Origin of the sequence: Jiella sp. M17.18 (genome assembly GCF_041027365.1) — a bacterium.
In the GTDB taxonomy this organism is placed as follows: Bacteria; Pseudomonadota; Alphaproteobacteria; order Rhizobiales; family Rhizobiaceae; genus VKMB-3413.
The window spans coordinates 38,473-54,650 of the sequence record NZ_JBFTEH010000008.1 but is presented as its reverse complement, the minus strand read 5'-3'; the positions used below and the strand labels follow the sequence as shown (position 1 = coordinate 54,650).

The window sequence follows — 16,178 nt, the reverse complement described above, 5'->3', positions numbered from 1 at the left end:
CCGGCATGACATCGCCATACAAGGAGCCTTTCCCGATGCCGCACGTCTTCCCGCCCGCCGCGATCACGGCGTTGCCCGTCAAAGGTTCGTCCGACACATTTCCGGTGCGCCGGGTCTACTGCGTCGGGCGCAACTATGCCGACCACGCGATCGAGATGGGCCACGATCCGAACAAGGAGCCGCCCTTCTTCTTCCAGAAGAACCCGGACAACCTCGTCACCTCGGGCGAATTCCCCTACCCCGCCAGGAGCACCGACGTGCATCACGAGATCGAGCTCGTCGTCTGCCTGTCGAAGGGCGGCGAGAACATTGCGGTCGAGGACGCGCTGTCGCATGTCTACGGCTATGCCGTCGGCCTCGACATGACGCGGCGCGACCTGCAGGCGGAAGCGAAGAAGCTCGGCCGTCCCTGGGAGATCGGCAAGGCCTTCGAGCACTCCGCGCCGGTCTCTGCGATCGTCCCGGCCGCCGAGATCGGCCATCCCTCGCAGGGAGCGATCTGGCTGAAGGTGAACGGCGAGATTCGCCAGAGCGGCGACCTCAACCAGACGATCTGGAAGACCGCCGAGGCGATCTCCTACCTTTCCGGCCTCTTCGCCCTCGCCCCTGGCGACGTCATCATGACCGGCACGCCGGCGGGCGTCGGCGCGGTCCAGCGCGGCGACCGGCTGGAGGGCCATATCGACGGCGTCGGCGACCTCGTGGTCACCGTCGCCTGACCGGCCCCAGTGCCCCGTCTGCGGCGATCCGGCGCGGGCGGGAGCTTCGGCCCCTCAAAGCCGGTTCGCATTGACGATGTTCCCGTTTCGTTCCATGTCGGGCATATGGTACGGCCGATCACGAATCTGCAGGAAGCGTCAAAGCGGGACATGGCGGTGCGCGTCCTGTGCCAACGCTGTCACCGACAGGCGCACTTCCTCGCCAGCGATCTCGTGGCTCACGGCGCCTCTGCCGGCCTGCCCTTCGAGGAGATCCGCTTCCGCTGCAGCGCCTGCGACAGCCGCAAGACGCGAGCCCATCCCGTCGATCTCGATGCGACACCGGCGGGCTTCATCGTCGTCCAGAGGCTTCCCGCCCGCGGGTGGCGTTGGCGACATCGGCGCCCTCAGGATGAATGAATCGGCCGGCTCCGAGCCCGCGGCCGCAACGACCCAGAGCGGGCATGACTGTCCGTCGCGGCCGCCGGCGCTTGGCTCGATCGCCAGGCCCAATTGAAAGCGGCCGGACCCCGGTCCGGCCGCAAGGATTTCCTCCATCGCCTGACACCGACGATCGGAAGCGACCGTCGGTGGCGGCACAGTGGACACGCGAAAGCGGAAAACGTCACTGGCATCGAGCCGGGTGCCGCAGCTCCCGGCCGGCGAGCAGCCTTACTTGTTGACCGCGTCCTTCAGGCCCTTGCCGGGCGCGAACTTCGGGACGTTGCGCGCCGGGATGTCCACCTCTGCGCCGGTCGACGGGTTGCGGCCCTTGGAAGCGGCGCGATGCGTCACGGAGAACGTGCCGAATCCGACCAGCCGAATATCGTCCCCCTTGGCCATGGATTCCTGGATGACGTCGAACACTGCATCGACAGCGGCTCCCGCCTGCTGCTTCGACAGTTCCGCCTTTTCCGAGACAGCCGAGACCAGGTCATTCTTGTTCATGAAAACCCTCCTGAGTACGAAGCCTAACGATTCCGTAAGTGAACCATCTTAGACTCTTGCGGATCGTAGCAGGTTCGGCAACGGCAAGATGCCGGATTTCCGGGCTTTCGCAAAAAAAATGCCGCTCCGAAGAGCGGCATTTTCAACAAAGTGACGCGACTGCGCCTAGTGCGCAACAGCTGTCGCCGCATCCTCGACCGGCGGCTGGCCGGTCAGCGGCTCGTCGTGCTCCGACCATTCGACCGGAGTCGGCACCTCCACCAGTGCGTGCTTGAGGACTTCGCCCATCCGCGAGACCGGAACGATCTCCAACCGGTTCTTCACGTTGTCCGGGATGTCCGCGAGATCCTTGGCGTTCTCCTCCGGGATCAGCACCTTCTTGATGCCGCCCCTGAGGGCTGCGAGGAGCTTCTCCTTCAGGCCGCCGATCGGCAGCACCCGGCCGCGCAGCGTGATCTCGCCGGTCATCGCGATGTCGCGGCGCACCGGGATCCCGGTCATCACCGAAACGATCGCCGTCGCCATGGCGACGCCTGCCGACGGCCCGTCTTTCGGGGTCGCCCCCTCCGGCACGTGGACGTGGATGTCCCGCTTCTCGAACAGCGGCGGCTTGATGCCGTAGTCGAGCGCCCGCGACCGGACGTAGGACGCCGCAGCCGAGATCGACTCCTTCATCACGTCCTTCAGATTGCCGGTGACGGTCATCTTGCCCTTGCCGGGCATCATGACGCCTTCGATCGTCAGCAGTTCGCCGCCGACCTCGGTCCAGGCAAGCCCGGTGACGACGCCGACCTGATCGTCCGACTCGGCTTCGCCGAAGCGGAAGCGCGGGACGCCGAGAAAGTCGGAGATGTTCTCCTTCGTCACCTCGACCTTCTGCGCGTCGCCCTTGAGGATCTGCGTCACGGCCTTGCGCGCCAGCGTCATCAGCTCGCGCTCGAAGTTCCGCACGCCGGCCTCGCGGGTGTAGCGCTGGGCGATCTCGCGCAGCGCGTCCTCGGAGACGGAGAACTCCTCCTCCTTCAGCGCATGGTCGCGCACCGCCTTCGGCAGGAGATGCCGCCGGGCGATCTCCACCTTCTCGTCCTCGGTGTAGCCGGCGATCCGGATGATCTCCATCCGGTCCATCAGCGGCGCCGGGATGTTCAGCGTGTTCGCCGTGGTCACGAACATAGTCGAGGAGAGGTCGTACTCCACCTCGAGATAGTGATCCATGAAGGTGGCGTTCTGCTCCGGATCGAGCACCTCGAGGAGAGCCGACGACGGATCGCCGCGGAAGTCCATGCCCATCTTGTCGATCTCGTCGAGCAGGAAGAGCGGATTGGTCTTCTTCGCCTTCTTCATCGACTGGATGACCTTGCCGGGCATCGAGCCGATATAGGTGCGCCGGTGACCGCGGATCTCGGCCTCGTCGCGCACGCCGCCGAGCGCCATCCGGACATACTCACGGCCGGTCGCACGCGCGATCGACTTCGCGAGCGACGTCTTGCCGACGCCCGGAGGGCCGACGAGGCAGAGGATCGGCCCCTTCAGCTTGGACTGACGGCTCTGCACGGCGAGATACTCGACGATGCGCTCCTTGACCTTGTCGAGGCCGTAGTGGTCGGCGTCGAGGATCTCCTCGGCCTTCTTCAGGTCGATCTTCACCTTCGACTTCACGCCCCAGGGCAGGCCGAGCAGCCAGTCGAGATAGTTGCGGACCACCGTCGCCTCGGCGGACATCGGCGACATCTGCTTCAGCTTCTTCAGCTCGGCATTGGCCTTCTCGCGCGCCTCCTTGGAGAGCTTGGTCTTCTTGACCCGCTCCTCCAGCTCGGCCATCTCGTCGCGGCCGTCCTCGCCGTCGCCGAGTTCCTTCTGGATGGCCTTCATCTGCTCGTTGAGATAGTACTCGCGCTGCGTCTTCTCCATCTGGCGCTTGACGCGCGAGCGGATGCGCTTCTCGACCTGCAGGACCGAGATCTCCGACTCCATGAAGCCGAGCGCCCGCTCCAGCCGCTCACGCACGCTGGTGAGCGTCAGCATCTCCTGCTTCTCGGGGATCTTGATCGCAAGATGCGACGCGACCGTGTCGGCAAGCTTGGAGTAATCGTCGATCTGGCCAGCCGCGCCAACGACTTCCGGCGAGATCTTCTTGTTCAGCTTGACGTAGTTCTCGAACTCCGAGACCACCGAGCGCGCCAGCGCCTCGACCTCGACGGCATCGTCCTCGGCATCCGGAACGATCCGGGCCGCGGCTTCGTGCCAGTCGGTGCGCGGCGAGAACTGCTCGATGCGCGCGCGGGACATGCCCTCGACGAGCACCTTCACGGTCCCGTCCGGCAGCTTCAGCAGCTGCAGCACGTTCGCCACCGTGCCGACCTCGTAGATCGCATCCGGCGCCGGATCCTCGTCGCTGGCGTTCTTCTGCGTCGCAAGCAGGATCTGCTTGTCGGCGCCCATCACCTCTTCCAGCGCCTTGATCGACTTCTCGCGCCCGACGAAGAGCGGCACGATCATGTGCGGGAACACCACGATGTCGCGGAGCGGCAGGACCGGGTAGAGAGTCGCTTCCGCGCTCCGGCCTTCTGGTGTGTGGGACATGCTTCTTCCTTTCTGCGGCTCATCGCCGTCACCGGCCGTTCATCTCAAGTCTGTACAAGCCCTTGGGAGGAACGCCTTCTGGATCTGAATGTGGGCTCGCAGGCCCTGCGCTTCAAGCGATTCGGAAGATATTCGCGCGCCGTCTCCGCGCTCGGAACGCAACAAACAAAAGCCCGCTCCGGCGGGAAGCCGGAACGGGCGAACAGGTGCCGTTCAGATCGGTCCCGATGTGAGAACCCGGTCAGGCACTCACGTTTTCCTTCTCGTCCTTGCGGTCCGCGTAGATGTAGAGCGGGCGCGCATTGCCATCGATGACGTCCTCGGAGATCACCACCTCCTGCACGCCCTCGAGGGTCGGCAGATCGAACATGGTGTCGAGCAGCATCGCCTCCATGATCGACCGCAGGCCGCGGGCGCCGGTCTTGCGCTCGATCGCCTTGCGAGCGATCGCCTTCAGCGCGTCCTCATGGAAGGTCAGCTCGACGTTCTCCATCTCGAACAGCCGCTGATACTGCTTGACCAGCGCGTTCTTCGGCTGCTCCAGAATCTGCACCAGCGCGATCTCGTCGAGATCCTCGAGCGTGGCGAGGACCGGGAGACGGCCGACGAATTCCGGGATCAGGCCGAACTTCAGGAGATCCTCCGGCTCGACCTGGCGGAACAGCTCGCCGGTGCGCCGATCGTCCGGGCCCGCGACGTTCGCCGCGAAGCCGATCGAGGTCTTGCGGCCGCGATCCGAAATGATCTTGTCCAGCCCGGCGAAGGCGCCGCCGCAGATGAACAGGATGTTCGCCGTATCGACCTGCAGGAACTCCTGCTGCGGATGCTTGCGCCCGCCCTGCGGCGGCACGGAGGCGACGGTGCCTTCCATGATCTTCAGGAGCGCCTGCTGCACGCCCTCGCCCGACACGTCGCGGGTGATCGACGGGTTGTCCGACTTGCGCGAGATCTTGTCGATCTCGTCGATGTAGACGATGCCGCGCTGGGCCCGCTCGACATTGTAGTCGGCCGACTGCAGCAGCTTCAGGATGATGTTCTCGACGTCCTCGCCGACATAGCCGGCCTCGGTCAGCGTCGTCGCGTCCGCCATGGTGAACGGAACGTCGAGGATGCGGGCCAGCGTCTGCGCGAGCAGCGTCTTGCCGCAGCCCGTCGGGCCGATCAGCAGGATGTTCGACTTCGCCAGCTCGACGTCGTTGTTCTTCGCCGCGTGGGCGAGGCGCTTGTAGTGATTGTGGACCGCGACGGAGAGGACCTTCTTCGCGTAGGACTGACCGATCACATAGTCGTCCAGGACCGCGATGATCTCCTGAGGTGTCGGCACGCCCTCTCTGGACTTCACCATCGAGGACTTGTTCTCCTCGCGGATGATGTCCATGCACAGCTCGACGCACTCGTCGCAGATGAAGACCGTCGGCCCGGCGATCAGCTTACGGACTTCGTGCTGGCTCTTTCCGCAGAAAGAGCAATAGAGCGTGTTCTTGGAATCGCCGCCGCTCGTTTTGCTCATGCGTTCTTCCTTCCGATCGAGCCCGAAAGGCCCGTTTCTCGCTTTCCCGTCGATCCTATCCGCGCCCGCACCCTAGCACCTGGCCGAAGGGTTCGCACCGCCGGAAATGACCCTATCCGAGGCACCGTCCAAGATCATCCACGATAGGGTGGAATGCTTGAGTGGCGCTTAACGTCGCCGTCGGCATTATCCTACGTCAACTGTGGCCGCGGCGTGGCGAGGCAAGCCCCGCCATCCTCAGCCGGCGGTCTGGGCTTCCAGCGCCTCGCGCGAGGAGTAGACCTTGTCGATGATGCCGAATTCGCGGGCCTCGTCCGCCGTCATGAAATGGTCACGGTCGAGCGTGCGTTCAATGGTCTCGTAGTCCTGGCCGGTATGCTGGACATAGACCTCGTTCAGCCGGCGCTTCAGCTTGATGATGTCCTGGGCGTGGCGCTCGATGTCCGAGGCCTGGCCGGAGAAGCCGCCCGAGGGCTGGTGCACCATGATGCGGGCGTTCGGCGTCGCGAAGCGCATGTCCTTGTGGCCGGCGCAGAGCAGCAGCGAGCCCATCGACGCGGCTTGGCCGATGCACAGCGTCGAGACCGCCGGCTTGATGAACTGCATGGTGTCGTAGATCGCCATGCCGCTCGTCACCACGCCGCCCGGCGAGTTGATGTAGAGCGCGATCTCCTTCTTCGGGTTCTCCGCCTCGAGGAACAGGAGCTGGGCGCAGACCAGCGTCGCCATGCCGTCCTCGATCGGGCCGGTGATGAAGATCACCCGCTCCTTCAGGAGCCGCGAGAAGATGTCGTAGGCCCGTTCGCCGCGATTGGTCTGCTCGACCACCATCGGAACGAGGTTCATTGCGGTTTCGAGGGGGTGCTTCATGATGACGTCTCACACGATCGTTCGAAATGGTGGGGCAGCGTGTCCGGCCGGGAATCAGCCGGCTGCCGTCACTGCCTAGATAGGGCTTTCGAAACCGGCGGCGCAAGGCATGCGGCGTCGCGGCCCGCAGTCCGGCCGAAAACCCTGGATGAAAGGTGAATCGCGCTGCACCGGGCGGCGCATGGCCGCCGGCGGCCCGTTCAGCCGCGTCCGCCGCCGGCGCTCTCGAGATCGACGTCGCTCGGCGGGATCGGCTTCCCGGTCTCGTCGATCGTCCCGTGCTGCGAGCGGTCCTCGCGGCGCTCGTCCGCCGCCGCCCGCTCGTCGGTGATGGTCTTCGCCACGGGCGGCGCGGCGTCGCGTACGCGGACCGGCGGCGCCTTGCCGTCGCGGCCTTCGCCGAACCACACCGTCATGTGCGGATACGGGATCTCGATGCCGCGCTCGTCGGCCATGCGCTTCACGATCTCGCGATAGGCGCGCCCGACGCCCCATTGCGTCGACGGCTTGGTCATCACCCGGCCGCGAACGACGACGGCCGAATCGCCGAGCTCGTTGACGCCCCACATGTCGAAGCCCGAGATCAGGTTCTCGCCGACAGGGCTCGCCTTCAGCTCCTCGAAGGCATCGACCATCATCTGCTTCACCTCCTCGACATTCTCGCGATAGGCGACGCCGATGTCTGCGACATAATAGGCGAAGTCCTTGGAATAGTTGGCGACCTTCGCCACCGAGGAGAACGGGATCAGGTACCAGGTGCCGTCGACGGTGCGCAGCCCGACCGAGCGGACGGTGAGCTGCTCCACCACGCCCGACACGCCGTCCACTTCGACGACGTCGCCCTCGTTCATGGCGTTCTGGATCTGGATGAAGGCGCCGGTGATGATGTCCTGCACGAACTTCTGGGCGCCGAAACCGATGGCGAGGCCGACGACGCCGGCGCCGGCGAGCAGCGGCGCGATGTCGATGCCGACCTGCGACAGGACGAGCATCGCGACGACCACCACCATGGCGATGGTGAAGGCGTTGCGGAACAGGGAGAGCAAGGTGCGCTCGCGCGCCGTCGGGACCTTGCCGTAGTTCGGGTTCAGCCGGTATTCGATCCAGGAGGACACCGCGATGTAGAGCGCGCCGCCGATCACCAGGATGATCCCGGCACCGACGAGGCCGCCGACGAAGCGCTGCGCCACCGGCCGCGCCACCCAGGCGCTGAAGCTGAAGATGCTCCACGCCTCGAGGATCACGCAGATCACCGCGATGATCACCAGCGTCCGAATCACGATCAGCGTGTTCGGGATGAAGGAGTTCACCCGCTTCTCCAGGAGCGGCAGGCGATCCTTCGCGCCCTGCGGGATCGGAATGCCGGCCGCGATGACGCGCGACAGGACCGAGACGATGAGCCCGCCGACGGCCATCGCCCCGATCGACTTCAGCGTCGCGGACGTCATGAAGGCGAAGCCGGTCTCCGGACTGCGCAGCCAGACGGTGAACAGCGACACGACGAATCCGATCGCAAGGATCCACCAGACATGGCCGATGAGGGCATTGACCTGGGCGCCGAAGCCCCGCTCGCCGTTGTGCTTGGCGCGCTTCAGCCGCTCGCGCACCCGGCGGCGGTTCTTCAGGATCAGCCCGATCATCAGCAGCGTCGAAAACAGCACCACGATCATCCGCACGGCGTCGGCCGCGGCGAGGCTGGAGGATTGCTGCACGATCGGTGCGACGAACAGGAAGGTGTAGCCGATGATCGAAACCAGCCGCGAAATCCAGAAGTACCAGTAGCTCGCCTGGCGGTTGGAGAACGGCGTCAGGCGCAGTTCCGGAAAGTTCGGCGCGACGAAGGCCGAAAGGCCGACCTTGATCAGCTCGATGAGCAGGAAGGCGTTGAGGAAGAGCGCCTGGTTGATGCTCGGCGGCCCGCCGAAGAAGATCGCCGCGGCGAGATAGCCGGCGGCCCAGCTGACGGCGACGCCGACGAGTTCGACGAGGCCGGAGACGACGAGGTTCAGGAGCTTGTGCAGCGGGCTGGCATGCTCGGCCCCGTGCGCCAGCCGCCGAAAGATGCCGCGTTCGAAATAGCGGCAGACGAGGTAGATCAGGAAGACGAAGACCGCGACGAGCGCCACCGGCGTGATCGCCTGCATGATCCGCGGCAGGTTGATCGAGCGCGCCCCGGCCAGCATCGCCACCGCCGCCTCGCCTGTCGCCGGAATGTTGTTGAAGCTCTGCGCGACGGTGCCGATCGCGCCGCGGGTATAGTCGGCGATCCGGCCGGGCAGCGAGCGGATCACCGCGGCCTGCTGGTCGCCGGCGCTCGCCGCCGACTTCGCGGCGGCCGGCGCCTGATAGGCCGCCGCCTTCAGGGTCTCGACGAGCTTCTTGCGGGTGGTGTCGTTCTCGAGGATCTTGATCAGGTCGTCGAGCGAAGGCTGGGCACTCGTCTGCGCGCTCTGCGATGCAGCCCCCTTCCCCGAGACGCCGCCGGCCAGCGAGGACAGCTGGGCGCTCGCCGTGCCGACGAACAGGAACAGCGCGGCGCACAGCGCGATCGCCCCTCTCGCCAGCATAGCCAGACAAGGAACGGGGCGATTGCCGTCATGCATGGAGTCACCGCTTCGTTGGGACGAGGAGGAGAGGGAGAGGGATCGGCGGCCGGCCAATCCTGAGGTCGTCGGGCCGAGGCCTATCGCCGACGGCTTTGACCAGAGTGGGGCACGAAAAGCAAAAGGGCCGGATTGCGCCGGCCCTTTGACGGTCAAATCGTCGCGACGGGCGAGGATCAGGAGGCGAGCGCCGCTTCCGGATCGGTCTCGTCCTCGGCGAAGAGCTCTTCCTTGGTCACCGTCTTGTCGGTGACGTCGGCCTGCTCCAGGAGGTGGTCGACGACCTTCTCCTCGTAGATCGGGGCCCTGAGGCTCGCCACCGCGTCCGGGTTCTCCTGAAACATCTTGTAGACTTCCTGTTCCTGGCCGGGATAGCGGCGGATCTGCTCGAACATCGCCCGCTGCAGCTCCTCGTCGCTCACCTGGACGCCGGCCTTCTCGCCGATCTCGGAGAGCACGAGGCCGAGCCGCACGCGGCGCTCGGCGAGGCGGCGGTACTCCTCCTTCGCCTTCTCCTCGGTCGTGTCCTCGTCCTCGAAGGTCTTGCCGGACTGCTGGAGCTCGTTCTGCACCTGGTTCCAGATGTTGTTGAACTCTGCCTCGACGAGCTTCTCCGGCAGCTCGAAGCTGTAGGCCTCGTCGAGCTGGTCGAGCAGCTGGCGCTTGACCTTCTGCCGGGTCTGCATGCCGTACTGGCTCTGGATCTGGTCGCGCACGATGCCCTGCAGCTGCTCCAGCGATTCCAGCCCGAGCTTCTTGGCAGTCTCGTCGTCGATGCTCGTCTCGGTCGGCGCGGCCACCGCCTTGACGGTGACGTCGAAGGTGGCGTCCTTGCCGGCGAGATGCGCGGCGCCGTAGTTCTCCGGGAACTTCAGCGACACCGTCTTCTCGTCGCCCGCCTTGACGCCGACGAGCTGCTCCTCGAAGCCCGGGATGAACTGGCCTGAGCCGAGGACGAGCTCGCTGTCGTTCGCCGTGCCGCCCTCGAAGGCCTCGCCGTCGATCTTGCCGACGAAGTCCATGGTGACGCGGTCGCCGTTCTCCGCGGCGCCGTCCTTCGGCTCATAGGTCCGGGCGTTCTGCGCGATCCGCTCGACCTGCTCGGCGACTTCCTCGTCGGTGACCTCGACGATCGGGCGCTCGATCTTGATGCCGCCGGTCTCCTTCAGCTCGATCGCCGGAAGCGTCTCGTAGGACAGGGTAAACTTGAAGTCGGACTGGCCGGACAGAACCTTCTCGGCTTCCGCCTCGTCCTCGGTCATGGCGATTTCCGGACGCATCGCCGAGCGCTCGTTGCGCTCCGCGATGATCGAGTTCGGCGTCTCGTTCAGGATCTGATTGACGATCTCCGCCATCATCGACTTGCCGTACATCTTGCGCAGATGCGCGACCGGCACCTTGCCCGGCCGGAAACCCTTCAGCTGCACCTGGTCCTTGGCCTCGAAGAGCCGGGTCTGGAGGCGCGCCTCAAGGTCCGAGGCGGGCACGACAATCTCGATCTCGCGCTTCAGGCCCTCGGCCTTGGTTTCCGTTACCTGCATTCTCGATACCTTCTTGATCTGTTTTCGCCGGCGGAACCCGTCCGCCGGATCAGCGATGAATTCATTCGAACCGGCGATGGTGCGGGTGGAGGGACTTGAACCCCCATGCCTCTCGGCGCTTGGACCTAAACCAAGTGCGTCTGCCAATTCCGCCACACCCGCACGGCGCGTCAGCCACGGACGTCGCGAGGCGCGCGCCTCTATATCATCGCGAGTCCGGGCACGAAAGGGCAGACCGGGCGGTTTTCCGGCCGGTTTCGGGCTTTTCGGCAGGGATTTCGCTCCCCTGGCGCGGGCATCGCCGCGGCGCCGGGTCGAAGCGCGCCCTGCCCGACACTGCAGAAGGCTGCCCTCTCCTTTCCCGAGGCGCAGCGCGAAAGGCCTGCAATCCTTGACGATTCCTTACTTTGCTGCGTTGCACAAAGTGCATTGCTGCCATGCAAAGCCCGCTCTGGTAGGACCGGCCGCCGGTCCATAGATTGCAGGTCAACGAGGCGAGCGCCGCCATCGCTGCTGCAAAACCTCAATCGATTTAACTACGCATATGAGGGGAACCTCCGATGAACCTGATCCGCTCCTACAGCAACTGGCGCCGTTATCGCGAGACCGTCAACGAGCTGAGCCGTCTGTCCCACCGCGAGCTTGCCGACCTCGGCATCGCCCGCACCGACATTCCGGCCGTCGCTCGCCGCACGGTCGCCTGAGGCGCCTGATGATTTCGTAGCGGTCCATCCTCCTCCCAGGACCGCTCGGAACGGCCGAGCCCATCCTCCTCCCAGGGCGAGGCCACCTAAAGTCGCCCGCCGGGTCCTCCCCCCGGCGGGCGCCAAGAGATCGAAAGTTTCGCGAGGGTCCATCCTCCTCCCAGGACCCGAGCGGATAAGGCCGAGCCCATCCTCCTCCCAGGGCGAGGCCACCTAAAGTCGCCCGCCGGGTCCTCCCCCCGGCGGGCGCCAAGAGATCAGAAGTTTCGCGAGGGCCCATCCTCCTCCCAGGGCCTGAGCGGATAAGGCCGAGCCCATCCTCCTCCCAGGGCAAGGCCAGTGAAACGACACCCGCCGGTCCTCCCCCGGCGGGTGTTGTTGTTTTGGGACCCGGCCCGCCTTTCGCGACCCGGCGCCGACTGCTAAATTCCTGACATGTCGATCAAACCCATCCATGTCGTCGGCGGCGGTCTCGCCGGCTCCGAAGCCGCTTGGCAGATCGCCGAGCAGGGCGTCCCCGTCATCCTGCACGAGATGCGGCCGGTGCGCGGGACCGAGGCGCACAAGACCGATGCGCTGGCCGAGCTCGTCTGCTCCAACTCCTTCCGATCCGACGATGCCGAGGCCAACGCCGTCGGCGTCATCCACGCCGAGATGCGGCGGGCCGGCTCGCTGATCATGCGGATGGCCGACGCCAACCAGGTGCCGGCGGGCGGTGCGCTCGCCGTCGACCGCGAGGGCTTTTCGCGCGCCGTCAGCGCCGCGATTGAAGCGCATCCGCTGATCACCCTGGAGCGCGGCGAGGTCGAAGGCCTGCCACCGGAGGAATGGGGCAGCTCGATCGTTGCCACCGGGCCGCTGACCGCGCCCTCGCTCGCCGAGGCGATCCGTGCGGCGACCGGTTCGGACGCCCTCGCCTTCTTCGATGCCATCGCCCCGATCGTCCACTTCGACACGATCGACATGGACAAGGCCTGGTTCCAGTCGCGCTACGACAAGGTCGGCCCCGGCGGCACCGGCAAGGATTACATCAACTGCCCGCTCGACAGGGAGACCTACGAGCGCTTCGTCGCCGCTCTCGTCGAGGGCGACCGCGTCGGCTTCAAGGAATGGGAAGGCACGCCCTATTTCGACGGCTGCCTACCGATCGAGGTGATGGCCGAGCGCGGGCCGGAGACCCTGCGCCACGGGCCGATGAAGCCGATGGGCCTGACCAATGCCCACCAGCCGGACGTCAAGCCCTATGCCGTCGTCCAGCTGCGCCAGGACAACGCCCTCGGCACGCTCTACAACATGGTCGGCTTCCAGACGAAGCTGAAATACGGCGCCCAGGCGGAGATCTTCCGGATGATCCCCGGGCTCGAGAATGCCGAGTTCGCGCGGCTCGGCGGGCTGCACCGCAACACCTATCTGAACTCGCCGGTGCTCCTCGATCAGACGCTCCGCCTGAAGGCGCGACCGCATGTGCGCTTCGCCGGCCAGATCACCGGCTGCGAGGGCTATGTCGAATCGGCGGCCGTCGGGCTCCTCGCCGGTCGGTTCGCGGCGGCAGAGCGGCAGGGCGAGACGATCGCGCCCCCGCCGCAGACGACCGCGACCGGCGCGCTGCTGGCACACATCACCGGCGGCCATCTCGCGCATGAAGAGGACGGCGGCAAGCGCTCCTTCCAGCCGATGAACGTCAATTTCGGCCTGTTCGCGCCGCTCGATCCCGGCGCCATCGTCAAGCCCGAGGGCCAGAAGCGCTTCCGCGGCAAGGAAAAGGCCATCGCCAAGAAGAAGGCGTTGTCCGCGCGGGCGCTGGCGGATTTCTCCGCCTGGCTCAATCGCTCGGCACCTGCCCGGGCGGCTGCCGAGTAATCGCCTCGGCGGCCGTCGCCGGGGCGGGATCCATGGCCGTCGCGGAGGCGGCCGGAGCGCCGCCGGGCCATTCGGCGGCATGGAAATAGAAGGTCAGTGTCGCCGACAGGATCGCTCCGCCCGGCGACTGCTGAACCATCTGTCGGATCGCCACCCGCACATGCCGTCCGGCCCGGCTGGTGAGATCGAGAATCGGCGCGCTCGTATTGTCCGGCTCGCTGGAGAAGATCGCGTCCGGCAGATTGGCGATGGCGTCGACGATCGGAAAGTCGTCCCGCGTCCCGTCCACCACCGCGACGAGGTCGGCGTCCGAAAACCACAGCTGCACATCGCCGGTTGTCGCCGTGAGGCGCGAGTTGTCCGGCGCCAATGACGACGCGATGACCGAGCGCTCCATCGTGCCACGGTCGAAACCGGAAAGATCCACGACCGGCTGGCGCAGGGCGGTGAAGCCCCGCGCGGTCGAGGCCGCGGCGACGTGATAGAGGCCGAGCCCGCCGGCGAGCACGGTCATCGTCTCGTCCGGCCGGGTGGCTTCGGCGAGTTGCACCCGCGTCGCGAGATCCGGCTCGAGATAGGGCAGGATCCGGTCGACCTCGCCGGCATCGCGCAGCGCCTCGAGGCGCGATCGGATCTGATGGTGCGCCCGGTCCGAACGGTCCGTGGACCGCAGGCCGATGGCGCCCGAACCCGGGAGAGCGGCGCCGTATTCGGCGATCAGGCGCGATGTCTGGCTGCGGCCGACGGTGTCGGCGGCGCCCCAGGGGCCGAAGGCGGAGAGCGCGAGAAGGCCGATCGGCACGGCCGCCATCACGCGCGAATCCGCCCGCATGCGCGGGAAGAGCTGGAGCGCCAGGACGCCGAGGGCCGCGACCGCGGCCAGCGCCACGTAATAGCGCGGGAGTGTGACCCCTTCCGCCGCGACTCTCTGCCAGATCGCGATGACCAGCAGCACCAGCGGCACGACCAGGATGCCGCCCCAGAGCCGCCCGAACAGCCGCATCGCTGGCGCCTTGTCGCGCAGGAACGGCTGCGCCGCGACCCGCAGCATCAGCACCAGCAGCGCATAGAAGGTGACGATCCAGCCGATCTCGCCGTCCGGGACGTTCGCGGTGAGCGCGATCTTGAGGGCGTAGAGGTGGAGGACGAGCGCCGTCACCAGCACCAGCGGCGCCGCGACCCAGGCGAACAGGATCCTGAGGCCCGCGACCAGCCGGTCGTCGTCCGCCTCGCCGACGCGCTGGTCGAAGTCCGCCGGGATGCGGCCGAGGGCGAAGAGCGGCCCGACCAGGCTGAAGGCGGTGACGAAGATATGCTCGTAGGCCGCCGAGGAGAGCCCGACTTCGAACAGGAAGCGGATCATCTCCAGGATCGCCGAAAGCCCGAGCGTGAAGAGCAGGACCGAGAAGAAGGCCAGCGCGACGCCGACGACGGTCCAGAGCGTGAAGGTCCAGAAGCGGCGTTGATCCGGGCGCTCCACGAAGGGCGCGAGGGGAACGGCGAGCGTCGCCGCGGCAACGAGCGGCGGCGCATAGATGCCGAAGTCCCGCCCGAAATAGGTGGCGAGGCCGAGCACAACCGCAACACCGAGCGAGGCCGCAAAGCGCGCGAGGCGCCCGAAACCGCGCGCTTCGAGCGCGGTGACCGCGACGACGGAACTTGCGGCAGCGCCGTAGAGCGCCGCGAGCAGCCAGGGAAGATTCGCCTCGTCGGGAAGGAAGACGTCCTCGACCGCCAGATTGCCGAGGACCGCGATGGCGATGATCGCAAGCGCGGCGACCGGAAACCGATTCGCCGCGACGCCGGCGCCACGGGCGAGCGACCCGGTCAGTCGCGCCAGACGCTGCCGCGCAAGCGCTGCCATGCCCTCGTTCATGCCCCTTCGATCGTCCCCATCCGCCACATCGTCACGTCTCGCCGGGCAGCAACGCGCGCACCGGCCTCCTCGCCCCGGCGACCCCCATCGCCGGATGTCTTCACCGCCGTCGCGAAGCCGACCGCAGCCCCGCCGCGGCCGCTGTCACCGCCGCATCGAACGCCAATAGGTGAACGACTTGCGCAAAGGACCGATATCCACGGGCCGGTCGAAGACGCCCGAACCTGCTTTGTCGATTCGGTCCAAATATGGCGCGGCCAGGAGCGCCGGCAGAAAGGCGGGACGAACTGTTGCCGGAACGTCGCGGAAGAGCGCCGCCGCCTGTCTGGCATGCTCGCGCGCAAAGGCGCTCATCGCGGCGACGGCGCGCAGCGGCGCCTCCCCCTTGCCGGCGATCAGCTCCTCGACGCTGCAGCCGGCGGCGGCCAGGAGGTCCTGCGGGATGTAGACCTGGCGCCGCGCCCGATGGATCGGCAGAAGCCGGAGCGCCCCCGCCGCCGCCTGCGCGACGCCCGCGTGACCCGCGGCATCGGCGATCCGGTCGGCGTCGGCGCGCGACAGGATCGTCGCGGCCAGCACGACGAGGGTCGAGGCGGTCTCGCCGGCATAGGCCTCGAAGGCGTCGCGGTCGGGCATCGGGTCGTCGTAGAGGTCGAAGATCCGCGCCTCGATGAAGCGGTCGAAGGCCGCTCGCGGCAGGTCGTGGCGCGAAATCGCGGCTTCGAGCGCCTCGGCGACGGGATTGCCGGAGGCTTCCGACGCCGGTTGCGTCACCGTGTCGCGCCACCATTGCAGCCGGATCTCGCCGGGCAGCGGCTGGCTCACCTGGTCGCGCACCCGCGCCGTTTCGACGTTGAAGCCGTAGAGGGCCGCGAGATCGCGCCGCACGGCTTCCGGCGCGAAGGCCAGCGAGATCGCGCGGTCGCGATCCTCGGCCTCGACCAGCGCCGTCACCTCGTCACGCGCGTCGCTCATGTCGGGCCTC

At 66.8% G+C, this 16,178-nt stretch carries 12 protein-coding genes and 1 tRNA gene; 4 read left to right on the top strand and 9 right to left on the bottom strand.

Going from position 1 to position 16,178, the window contains the following annotated elements; translation table 11 throughout:
• Positions 1-35 precede the first annotated feature (35 nt).
• Both AB5S17_RS15525 and AB5S17_RS15520 read left to right on the top strand, forming a co-directional pair.
• Positions 36-719 carry a fumarylacetoacetate hydrolase family protein gene (locus tag AB5S17_RS15525; protein ID WP_369240949.1) on the top strand — a complete coding sequence of 228 codons (684 nt, stop codon included), beginning with the start codon at positions 36-38 and terminating at the stop codon, positions 717-719.
• Between the two features lie 150 nt (positions 720-869).
• Positions 870-1,118, top strand: coding sequence for a hypothetical protein (locus AB5S17_RS15520; RefSeq protein ID WP_369240947.1), 249 nt, complete (start codon positions 870-872; stop codon positions 1,116-1,118).
• Positions 1,119-1,370: 252 nt separating this feature from the next.
• On the opposite strand, the gene AB5S17_RS15515 is transcribed toward AB5S17_RS15520, so the two are convergent.
• From AB5S17_RS15515 to AB5S17_RS15485, 7 genes are all read right to left on the bottom strand, one after another.
• Entirely contained in the window at positions 1,371-1,646 is a 276-nt protein-coding gene (locus tag AB5S17_RS15515; protein ID WP_369240945.1) for an HU family DNA-binding protein, read from the bottom strand.
• Between the two features lie 165 nt (positions 1,647-1,811).
• Positions 1,812-4,229, bottom strand: coding sequence for an endopeptidase La (lon, locus tag AB5S17_RS15510; RefSeq protein WP_369240943.1), 2,418 nt, complete (start codon positions 4,227-4,229; stop codon positions 1,812-1,814).
• Positions 4,230-4,470: 241 nt separating this feature from the next.
• A complete protein-coding gene (gene clpX / locus AB5S17_RS15505; RefSeq protein WP_369240941.1) occupies positions 4,471-5,739 on the bottom strand; it encodes an ATP-dependent Clp protease ATP-binding subunit ClpX in 1,269 nt (422 codons plus the stop codon).
• Between the two features lie 237 nt (positions 5,740-5,976).
• Positions 5,977-6,609 carry an ATP-dependent Clp protease proteolytic subunit gene (locus AB5S17_RS15500; protein WP_369240939.1) on the bottom strand — a complete coding sequence of 211 codons (633 nt, stop codon included), beginning with the start codon at positions 6,607-6,609 and terminating at the stop codon, positions 5,977-5,979.
• 200 nt (positions 6,610-6,809) lie between these two features.
• Positions 6,810-9,212, bottom strand: coding sequence for a mechanosensitive ion channel domain-containing protein (locus AB5S17_RS15495; protein WP_369240937.1), 2,403 nt, complete (start codon positions 9,210-9,212; stop codon positions 6,810-6,812).
• A gap of 176 nt (positions 9,213-9,388) precedes the next feature.
• Positions 9,389-10,753: a trigger factor gene (tig, locus tag AB5S17_RS15490; protein WP_369240935.1), complete on the bottom strand. Its 1,365-nt coding sequence runs from the start codon at positions 10,751-10,753 to the stop codon at positions 9,389-9,391.
• Positions 10,754-10,830: 77 nt separating this feature from the next.
• Positions 10,831-10,915: transfer RNA gene (locus tag AB5S17_RS15485), tRNA-Leu, on the bottom strand.
• Between the two features lie 398 nt (positions 10,916-11,313).
• Between AB5S17_RS15485 and AB5S17_RS15480 the strand changes: the two genes are divergently transcribed.
• Both AB5S17_RS15480 and trmFO read left to right on the top strand, forming a co-directional pair.
• Positions 11,314-11,457: a DUF1127 domain-containing protein gene (locus AB5S17_RS15480; RefSeq protein ID WP_369240933.1), complete on the top strand. Its 144-nt coding sequence runs from the start codon at positions 11,314-11,316 to the stop codon at positions 11,455-11,457.
• Between the two features lie 435 nt (positions 11,458-11,892).
• Positions 11,893-13,317: a methylenetetrahydrofolate--tRNA-(uracil(54)-C(5))-methyltransferase (FADH(2)-oxidizing) TrmFO gene (trmFO, locus tag AB5S17_RS15475; protein ID WP_369240931.1), complete on the top strand. Its 1,425-nt coding sequence runs from the start codon at positions 11,893-11,895 to the stop codon at positions 13,315-13,317.
• Here trmFO and AB5S17_RS15470 read toward each other — a convergent pair.
• Positions 13,280-15,193, bottom strand: a complete 1,914-nt coding sequence (locus tag AB5S17_RS15470; RefSeq protein ID WP_369240929.1) for a DUF4153 domain-containing protein — start codon at positions 15,191-15,193, stop codon at positions 13,280-13,282. The genes trmFO and AB5S17_RS15470 overlap by 38 nt on opposite strands.
• A 144-nt stretch (positions 15,194-15,337) precedes the next feature.
• Complete coding sequence (locus AB5S17_RS15465; RefSeq protein ID WP_369240927.1) at positions 15,338-16,168, bottom strand: phytoene/squalene synthase family protein; 831 nt, start codon at positions 16,166-16,168, stop codon at positions 15,338-15,340.
• Positions 16,169-16,178: the final 10 nt, after the last annotated feature.